Consider the following 7,252-nt stretch of genomic DNA (forward strand, 5'->3'; position numbering starts at 1 on the left):
AGTTGAATGCGCTGCTGGGCGCCATGACTTCCCGCACGGCGCCGGCGGCCAGCGAGCCTGTCACGGCTCAGCCGGCTGTCGCTGCCCCGCCGCCTGTTGCCCAGCCTGCCGAGGAACCGGCCGACCTTGTCGGCGACCTCGACTGGGATCTTGACGAAACCACGCCTGAGCAGAATCGACATGTTGGCACGGCCCAAGCGGCCGACGCGGATATTGACGATCTTATGCTTGATGAACTCCAGGATCCGAACTCGGACACCATTGGCGATGTCGATTTCGACGATGATGCGTTGGACGCGGCTTTGGCCCAGGGCCTTGATCCGCGTGACGAAGCCGCTCCCCGGGACAATTCGGCGGATTCTTTCGATTGGCTTGCGGAGCGTTCCCAACCGACAGAGCCGACGCGTTCGTGGAGCCGCGTGACGCCGGTTCCGCAGCAGCCGTCATTCAGCACGCAGCCTACGTTTAGCGCTCAGCCGGCCGCTTCGGTGGCATCATCCATGGCCGCAGCGCCGGCAGTCGCCGCCACGACGTCCTATGGTTCGTCCGAGCCGGTCGAAACCTTGGCTCCCGCTGCACCAGTATCGGCGCCGCAATCGCGCCAGCCGGCGCGTTACGAAGACATGCCCGATGTCGAGACGGTCGATGTGCCCGAGCGTGTCGTGGCGCTGGCGGACGATCTCGATATCCCCGAACTGCACTTCGAGGAAGACCAGCCGGCGTCGCCTGGCTATGACGATCTCGATGCCGAGTTCTCCAGCCTTCTCTCCGAGATGAACGCGGTGGAGGTCGCTGCCGCTCCCACAGGCAACGCGGCCGGCGCATCTTACGATGATGGCTCCTATGCCGCGGGCTTCAAGCCGGGCTATGACAGCCTCAAGCCGGGCTATGACGGGGTCAAGCCGGGCTATGAGGGGATCAAGTCGGGCTATGAGCCGGAAGCGCGAACCTATGCGGCGCGGCCGATGGAAATGTCTGCCCGCGCGGCGCCGCCTACGGGTTATGCCGACGCCTCGGGCTACGACCTCGACAACCTGCCGGGGAGCCAGCCGGCTTCCCAAGCCGATGATTTCACCGTCGATGAACTCGACTACGATCCCGAACTCGACGAGGAGATGGCTGTTCCGGGTCTCGGCGAGCGTGAGGCCGCAAGGCCGTCGCGCGGACGCGGCCTGTTCATCGCCGCGATTGTCGGCGCGGTCGCGGTCGCGGGCGGTCTCGGTGCCTTTGCGCTGTCCTTTGGCGGCAAGGGCGGCAGCGAAGCGCCCGTCATCGTCAAGGCCGACAACGCGCCGATCAAGGTCAAGCCGGAGAATCCGGGCGGCGCCGTGGTGCCCAACCAGGACAACAAGGTCTACGACGCGGTCAGGGGCGCCAAGCCCGCCGAGCCGGTCCAGGAAAAGCTGGTCACCAACACCGAAGAGCCGGTGGACGTGCAGGCGAAGGACCCGGCCCGCGCCATCGATCTTTCGCCGGACCAGAATGCAGCCGGCGCTGGAACCGATGTCGGCAACGCCGCGCCGATGGCCGGCGCCGCTTTGGCCGACAATACGGCGCCAACTCCCAAGTCCGAGGACCGCATCGCGCAGGTGCTGCAGGATGCAGACAAGGGCACAAATGCCGATGTCGTCGCCATTGCACCGCGCAAGGTGAGGACCATGGTGGTCAAGTCGGACGGTTCGCTGGTGCCGCGTGAAGATCCGGCGGCGCCCGCCGCTCCGCAAGTGGCCGCTACCGAGCCGGTCGATCCGGCGCCGCAGCATGTCGCCCCGGCGGCGCAAGCCGATGCCGACCAGACCGGTACCGTGGCGCCTGCCGCCGCCCAGGCGGACGACGAGCCGGCCCTCAAGCCGGTGGCCAAGCCGAAGGCCGAGGCCAAGGCCCAATCGGCCAACACGCCGGCAAAGGTTCCGCTCGCGCCGCAGCGTCCGTCCGACCAGCCGGTCGATGTCGTCGGCGAGGTCAAGCCCGATCAGGTTGCGTCCATCGATCCGGCATCGACCGCGGCCGGCGGTGGCTCGTGGTCGATGCAGATCGCCTCGCAGCCGACCGTCGAAAGCGCCCAGTCCAGCTATCAGGATCTGCAGCGCCGCTATGGCAGCGTGCTTGCCGGGCGTACCGCCAACATCGTCAAGGCCGAGATCGCCGGCAAAGGCACGTTCTACCGCGTGCGCGTTCCGGCCCAGTCACGCAATGACGCGATCAATTTGTGCACCAGCTACAAGGCCGCCGGCGGCAACTGCTTCGTCTCGCGCTAAAGCCGGAGCCAACCGATTGAAAGCCGGCGCGGTCACCGCGCCGGCTTTTTTCATGGGGAAAGCATATCCGGCGTTGCCGTGGATGAATCCCTGGCGATTCCCTTTGATCGCACAAAGCCCTAAACTGCCGACATGACCGAATCAAAATCCATGATCCTCGGCTGCGCCGGGAAATCGCTCACCCGCGAAGAAATCAATTTCTATCGCAATGAATGCCCGTGGGCCTTCATCCTGTTTGCGCGCAACATCGGCGAGACCGAACAGATCCGCGATCTGGTCGCCGAGATGCGAGACTGCATAGGGCGTCCGGACGCGCTGGTGTTCATCGATCAGGAAGGCGGCCGTGTGCAGCGCTTGCGGCCGCCGCTGGCGCCGAATTATCCCGCCGGCGGCGCGCTGGGCGCGCTGTGGCGCGACGATCATGATGCCGGCGCCCGCGCGGCCTGGCTGATGGCGCGGCTGCATGCTTTCGATCTGTTACGCTACGGCATCACAGCCGATTGCCTGCCGGTGCTCGACGTGCCGATCGAAGGCGCCAGCGATGTCATCGGCGCGCGTGCCTACGGCAAGGACCCGCGACCCGTGATCGAGCTCGGCCGCGCAGCCGCGGAAGGGCTGATATCGGGCGGCGTGCTGCCGGTCATGAAGCATATTCCGGGCCATGGACGTGCCTTTGCCGACACGCATTTTGAACTGCCAGTGGTCAATGCCTCGCTCAGTGATCTGCAGCGGCATGATTTCGCCCCGTTCAAGGAGCTTAGCCATCTGCCGATGGCGATGACTGCGCATGTCGTCTACAGCGCGATCGACCCTAACAATCCGGCGACCACCTCCGGCAAGGTCATCGACGAGATCATCCGGCGCGAAATCGGCTTCGACGGACTGCTGATGAGCGACGACACATCGATGAAGGCACTTTCTGGGGATTTCCCGACAAAGGCGGCCTCGATCCTTGCGGCGGGCTGCGATCTGGTCCTTCACTGCAACGGCGTTTTCGAGGAGATGGCCGGCATCGCATCGCGCACCACTGGGCTTGAGGGCACGTCGCTGGAGCGCGCCAAGCGGGCGCTGACCTATATAAAGGACCGTGACACGGTCGAAGAAACCGAAATACGCGCCGAATTCGCCACCTACTTCGATGCGGTGGCATAGCAAGGGAAAGTGACAGGCAGTGGCGGAGACATTGGAAAGCCAGGCCGCGAAGGCCGCACCGATGGACCGTCTGTGGGCCGAAAATGACGATTCACGCGTCACCGGCGACCCGTCGCTGGTCGTCGACGTGGCCGGCTTCGAAGGTCCGCTCGATCTTCTGCTGCATCTTGCCCGCACCCAGAAAGTCGATCTGGCGCGCATTTCGATCCTGGCGCTGGTCGAGCAATATCTGACCTTTGTCGAGACGGCGAGGGCGCTCAGGCTGGAGCTTGCCGCCGACTATCTGGTGATGGCGGCATGGCTGGCCTTCCTCAAGTCCAAGCTCCTGATCCCCAAGCAGCCAGGCGACGAGGGCGAAAGCGGCGAGGAACTGGCGGCGGTGCTGCAGTTCCGACTGAAGCGGCTGGAAGCCATGCGCGACGCCTCGGCGCGTCTGGTCAACCGCAACCGGCTCGGCCGCGACGTGTTCGCGCGCGGCATGCCGGAAATGGTCATCATCGAAAAGCGCAACGCCTATTCTGCCTCGCTCTACGATCTCTTGACCGCCTATGCCCAGCAGCGCCAGAAGCAGGCGATCAACAATGTGACCATCGCCAGGCGCGGTGTCTGGTCGCTCAAGGACGCGCGCGACATCCTGACCCGCCTTGTGGGAGCCGTGAGCGACTGGACGACGATGGAGAGTTTTCTGATCGCGTACATGACCAGTCCCGAGGAGCGGCGCACGGCGATCGCGAGCTCGTTCGCTGCCACGCTGGAACTGGTGCGCGAAGGCAAGATGGATGTGCGGCAGGATCAGACGTTCGCGCCGATCTACCTGCGCGGCCGAACGCAGACAATCAAGGCAGTCGAGGTGGCATCATGAGCGAACGCGCCAACGCTTCGGTTGTCCCGTTCAAAGTCGGCGATGAACCCGAAGAGGGCCCGCTTTCCCAGGATCCGGCCGAGCAGCAGCTACAAAACCCGGCCGAGCGACTGCATCTGGCCGAGGCTGTGCGCATGGCCGAGGCGATCGTGTTCGCCAGCGCCGAACCCGTCAGCGAAAAGCAGCTTGCGGCACGCCTGCCGGACGGCATCAACATCGCCCTGGCCATGGCCGAACTGCAGCAGATCTATGCGCGACGCGGCGTCAATCTGGTGCGTGTCGGCGATGCCTGGGCGTTCCGCACCGCCGGCGACCTGGCTTTCCTGATGAGCAGGGATACCGTCCAGCAAAGGAAGCTCTCCCGCGCGGCCCTCGAAGTGCTGGCGATCATCGCCTATCACCAGCCGGTGACGCGTGCCGAGATCGAGGACATCCGCGGCGTCGAAACCTCGAAAGGCACGCTCGACACGCTGCTGGAAACGGAATGGGTGCGCATGCGCGGTCGGCGAAAGACACCCGGACGCCCGGTCACCTACGGCACCACGGAGACCTTCCTCGACCATTTCGCGCTGGAAGAGATCCGCGATCTTCCCGGCATGGAGGAACTGAAGGGGGCCGGCCTGCTTTCGGGCCGCATGCCGTCGAATTTCTCCATTCCGCAGCCGCCGGCCGATCCCGATGCATTGACCGACGACGAGGATGCGCTGACCGATATCGATCTCGAGGAACTCGGCCTGCTGACGCCGCGCGTCACGGAAGATTGACTGGCGTTGGCGGCCGATCTGTCGAGGATGCGCGGATTCGTAGCGGGGCCGCCACGTCGAAAATGCGTGACATCCGCCACCCTTTCATAAACTCTGTCGCAGTTGTGTTTGAATCCCAACGCGAAAACGCATAGATCATCGCCAGGGAAAACATTCGAGAGAGATTTGCTATGGGTTCATTTTCGATTTGGCACTGGATGATCGTGCTGGTGATCGTGCTTTTGGTGTTCGGCCGCGGCAAGATTCCCGAGCTGATGGGCGACATGGCCAAGGGCATCAAGAGCTTCAAGAAGGGCATGGCCGACGACGACGTTGCCGAAGACAAGCGCACCGTCGAACATCGTGCCGACGAGACCGTTGCGGCCGCGAAGGAAAAGGCCAGCAAGAGCTGAGCCCAAAGGTTCTAGTCGGAACAGAGTGTCATGTTTGAAGTCGGCTGGACCGAAATGCTGGTCATCGCGATCGTCATGATCGTGGTCGTCGGGCCCAAGGATTTGCCCAATATGCTGCGCACCTTCGGCCGCACGACGGCGAAGCTGCGCGCCATGGCATCCGATTTCCAGAAACAGTTCAACGAGGCGCTGAAGGAAGCCGAGCTCGACGACGTCAAGAAGTCCGTCGACGAGCTCAGGGGCATGAGCCCGATGGCCGAGATCAGGAAGCAGCTCAATCCGTTCGAACAGGCCGCGGCCGACGTTCGCTCCGGCGTCGACGCGGCGATGAAGCCGAAGCCGGCAGCCGATCCGGCAACGCCAGCCGCTTCGACCCCGCAGGCGGCCGAGCCGCTGAAGAACGGTGCAACGACCATGCCCGGCGTCAACGGACCGGAAGCAGCGCCGGCAGCGCCGATTTTCCCGGCGATGACCGACGAATCGGTGGTGACGTCATCGGTGCCGACGACACCCGTCGTGGCGCCGAAGGCGTCCACGGCGAAGAAGGCAGCCAAGCCTGCACCGTCAAGGGCGACGCCGGCTATAAAGGCTTCGGCAAATGGCGCTAAAGCTCCTGCAAAAACGGTCACCGCTAAGGCCACGCCTGCGCCCAAGGTGCCAGCGAAGCCGGTGACGGCGGCAATGCCTGAAACGCCCAGGGCCAAGACGCCCGCTGCGGCCAAGGTGATCGCGTCCAAGACCGTAGCGACCAAGACGGGGGCGAAAATCGAACCGAAACCTGCTGCGGCCAAGAAGCCGGCGGCCAAGAAGACGGCTGGAGCCGCCAAGTGAGCGTTTCGGACACCGAAAAGGACGAGATCGAGAAATCGTCGGCGCCGCTGATGGAGCATCTGATCGAGCTGCGCCGGCGGCTGATCTGGTCGCTGGGCGGTTTCTTCGTTGCCTTCCTGGTCTGTTTCTTCTTCGCCAAGAAGCTGTTCAACCTTCTGGTCGTCCCGTTCAAATGGGCGACGCAGTGGGCAGGCCTCGATCCGCACAAGGTCGAGCTGATCTACACGGCGCCGCAGGAATTCTTCTTCACGCAGGTCAAGCTCGCCATGTTCGGCGGCATGGTGATCGCCTTTCCGCTGATCGCCACGCAGATCTACAAATTCATCGCGCCCGGCCTCTACAAGAACGAGCGCAACGCCTTCCTGCCGTTCCTGATCGCGTCGCCAATCCTGTTCCTGATGGGTGCGTCGCTGGTCTATTTCTTCTTCACGCCGATGGTGATGTGGTTCTTCCTCGCCATGCAGCAGGCCGGCACCGACGATCAGGTGCAGATTTCGCTGCTGCCAAAGGTGTCGGAATATCTCAGCCTGATCATGACGCTGATCTTCTCCTTCGGCCTGGTGTTCCAACTGCCGGTGGTGACCAGCCTGATGACACGCGTCGGCATGCTGTCGTCCAAGGGGCTGGCCGAGAAGCGCAAATGGGCGATCGTCATCGCCTTCGTCGTCGCGGCGGTGCTGACGCCGCCCGATCCGATGAGCCAGATCGGCCTCGCCATTCCGACCATCCTTCTGTACGAGGTCTCCATCTGGGCTGCCCGGCTGATCGAGCGCGATCAGGAAAAGCAGCGCGTGGCACGCGAGAAGCAGGACGCGGCGGAAGAGGTCGCCGAGAAGAAGCCGGCGGACGCGTCCTCCACCTGAACGGCGCCGCCGCGTCTGGCCAGCCTCGATAGGAATTTTTTCTTGACCTGGTGAGGGCAGCTATGCTATGATTCTCGGTATGGTGCCGACTTGCGCCAGCGACCCGCCGTAGAGGCGGGGTTTTCTTTTT

At 63.8% G+C, this 7,252-nt stretch carries 7 protein-coding genes; all 7 read left to right on the plus strand.

Annotated elements, in window-relative coordinates; all coding sequences use genetic code 11:
- Positions 1 to 2,258: SPOR domain-containing protein (locus tag EN991_RS16405; protein ID WP_164769122.1), on the plus strand; the 2,258-nt coding region annotated here is incomplete at its 5' end.
- Positions 2,259 to 2,390: 132 nt separating this feature from the next.
- Complete coding sequence (gene nagZ / locus EN991_RS16410) at positions 2,391 to 3,410, plus strand: beta-N-acetylhexosaminidase (protein ID WP_013531292.1); 1,020 nt, start codon at positions 2,391 to 2,393, stop codon at positions 3,408 to 3,410.
- 61 nt (positions 3,411 to 3,471) lie between these two features.
- Positions 3,472 to 4,272 (plus strand): ScpA family protein, encoded by an 801-nt coding sequence (locus EN991_RS16415; RefSeq protein WP_013531293.1) that lies wholly within the window; start codon positions 3,472 to 3,474, stop codon positions 4,270 to 4,272.
- Complete coding sequence (gene scpB, locus EN991_RS16420) at positions 4,269 to 5,036, plus strand: SMC-Scp complex subunit ScpB (protein ID WP_013531294.1); 768 nt, start codon at positions 4,269 to 4,271, stop codon at positions 5,034 to 5,036. The genes EN991_RS16415 and scpB overlap by 4 nt, the downstream gene beginning before the upstream one ends.
- A gap of 170 nt (positions 5,037 to 5,206) precedes the next feature.
- Positions 5,207 to 5,428: a twin-arginine translocase TatA/TatE family subunit gene (locus EN991_RS16425; RefSeq protein WP_013531295.1), complete on the plus strand. Its 222-nt coding sequence runs from the start codon at positions 5,207 to 5,209 to the stop codon at positions 5,426 to 5,428.
- Between the two features lie 30 nt (positions 5,429 to 5,458).
- Positions 5,459 to 6,259 carry a Sec-independent protein translocase protein TatB gene (gene tatB / locus EN991_RS16430; protein ID WP_063168118.1) on the plus strand — a complete coding sequence of 267 codons (801 nt, stop codon included), beginning with the start codon at positions 5,459 to 5,461 and terminating at the stop codon, positions 6,257 to 6,259.
- Entirely contained in the window at positions 6,256 to 7,122 is an 867-nt protein-coding gene (gene tatC, locus EN991_RS16435; RefSeq protein ID WP_013531297.1) for a twin-arginine translocase subunit TatC, read from the plus strand. Before tatB ends, tatC begins: the two co-directional genes overlap by 4 nt.
- Positions 7,123 to 7,252 lie beyond the last annotated feature (130 nt).

Source organism: Mesorhizobium sp. M7A.F.Ca.US.005.03.2.1, from assembly GCF_003997795.1.
Taxonomy (GTDB): domain Bacteria; phylum Pseudomonadota; class Alphaproteobacteria; order Rhizobiales; family Rhizobiaceae; genus Mesorhizobium; species Mesorhizobium ciceri.

Coding starts and splice junctions, on each gene's coding strand:
- nagZ (WP_013531292.1), top strand. CDS start 2,391: ATGACCGAATCAAAATCCATGATCCTCGGCTGCGCCGGGAAATCGCTC.
- EN991_RS16415 (WP_013531293.1), top strand. CDS start 3,472: ATGGACCGTCTGTGGGCCGAAAATGACGATTCACGCGTCACCGGCGAC.
- scpB (WP_013531294.1), top strand. CDS start 4,269: ATGAGCGAACGCGCCAACGCTTCGGTTGTCCCGTTCAAAGTCGGCGAT.
- EN991_RS16425 (WP_013531295.1), top strand. CDS start 5,207: ATGGGTTCATTTTCGATTTGGCACTGGATGATCGTGCTGGTGATCGTG.
- tatB (WP_063168118.1), top strand. CDS start 5,459: ATGTTTGAAGTCGGCTGGACCGAAATGCTGGTCATCGCGATCGTCATG.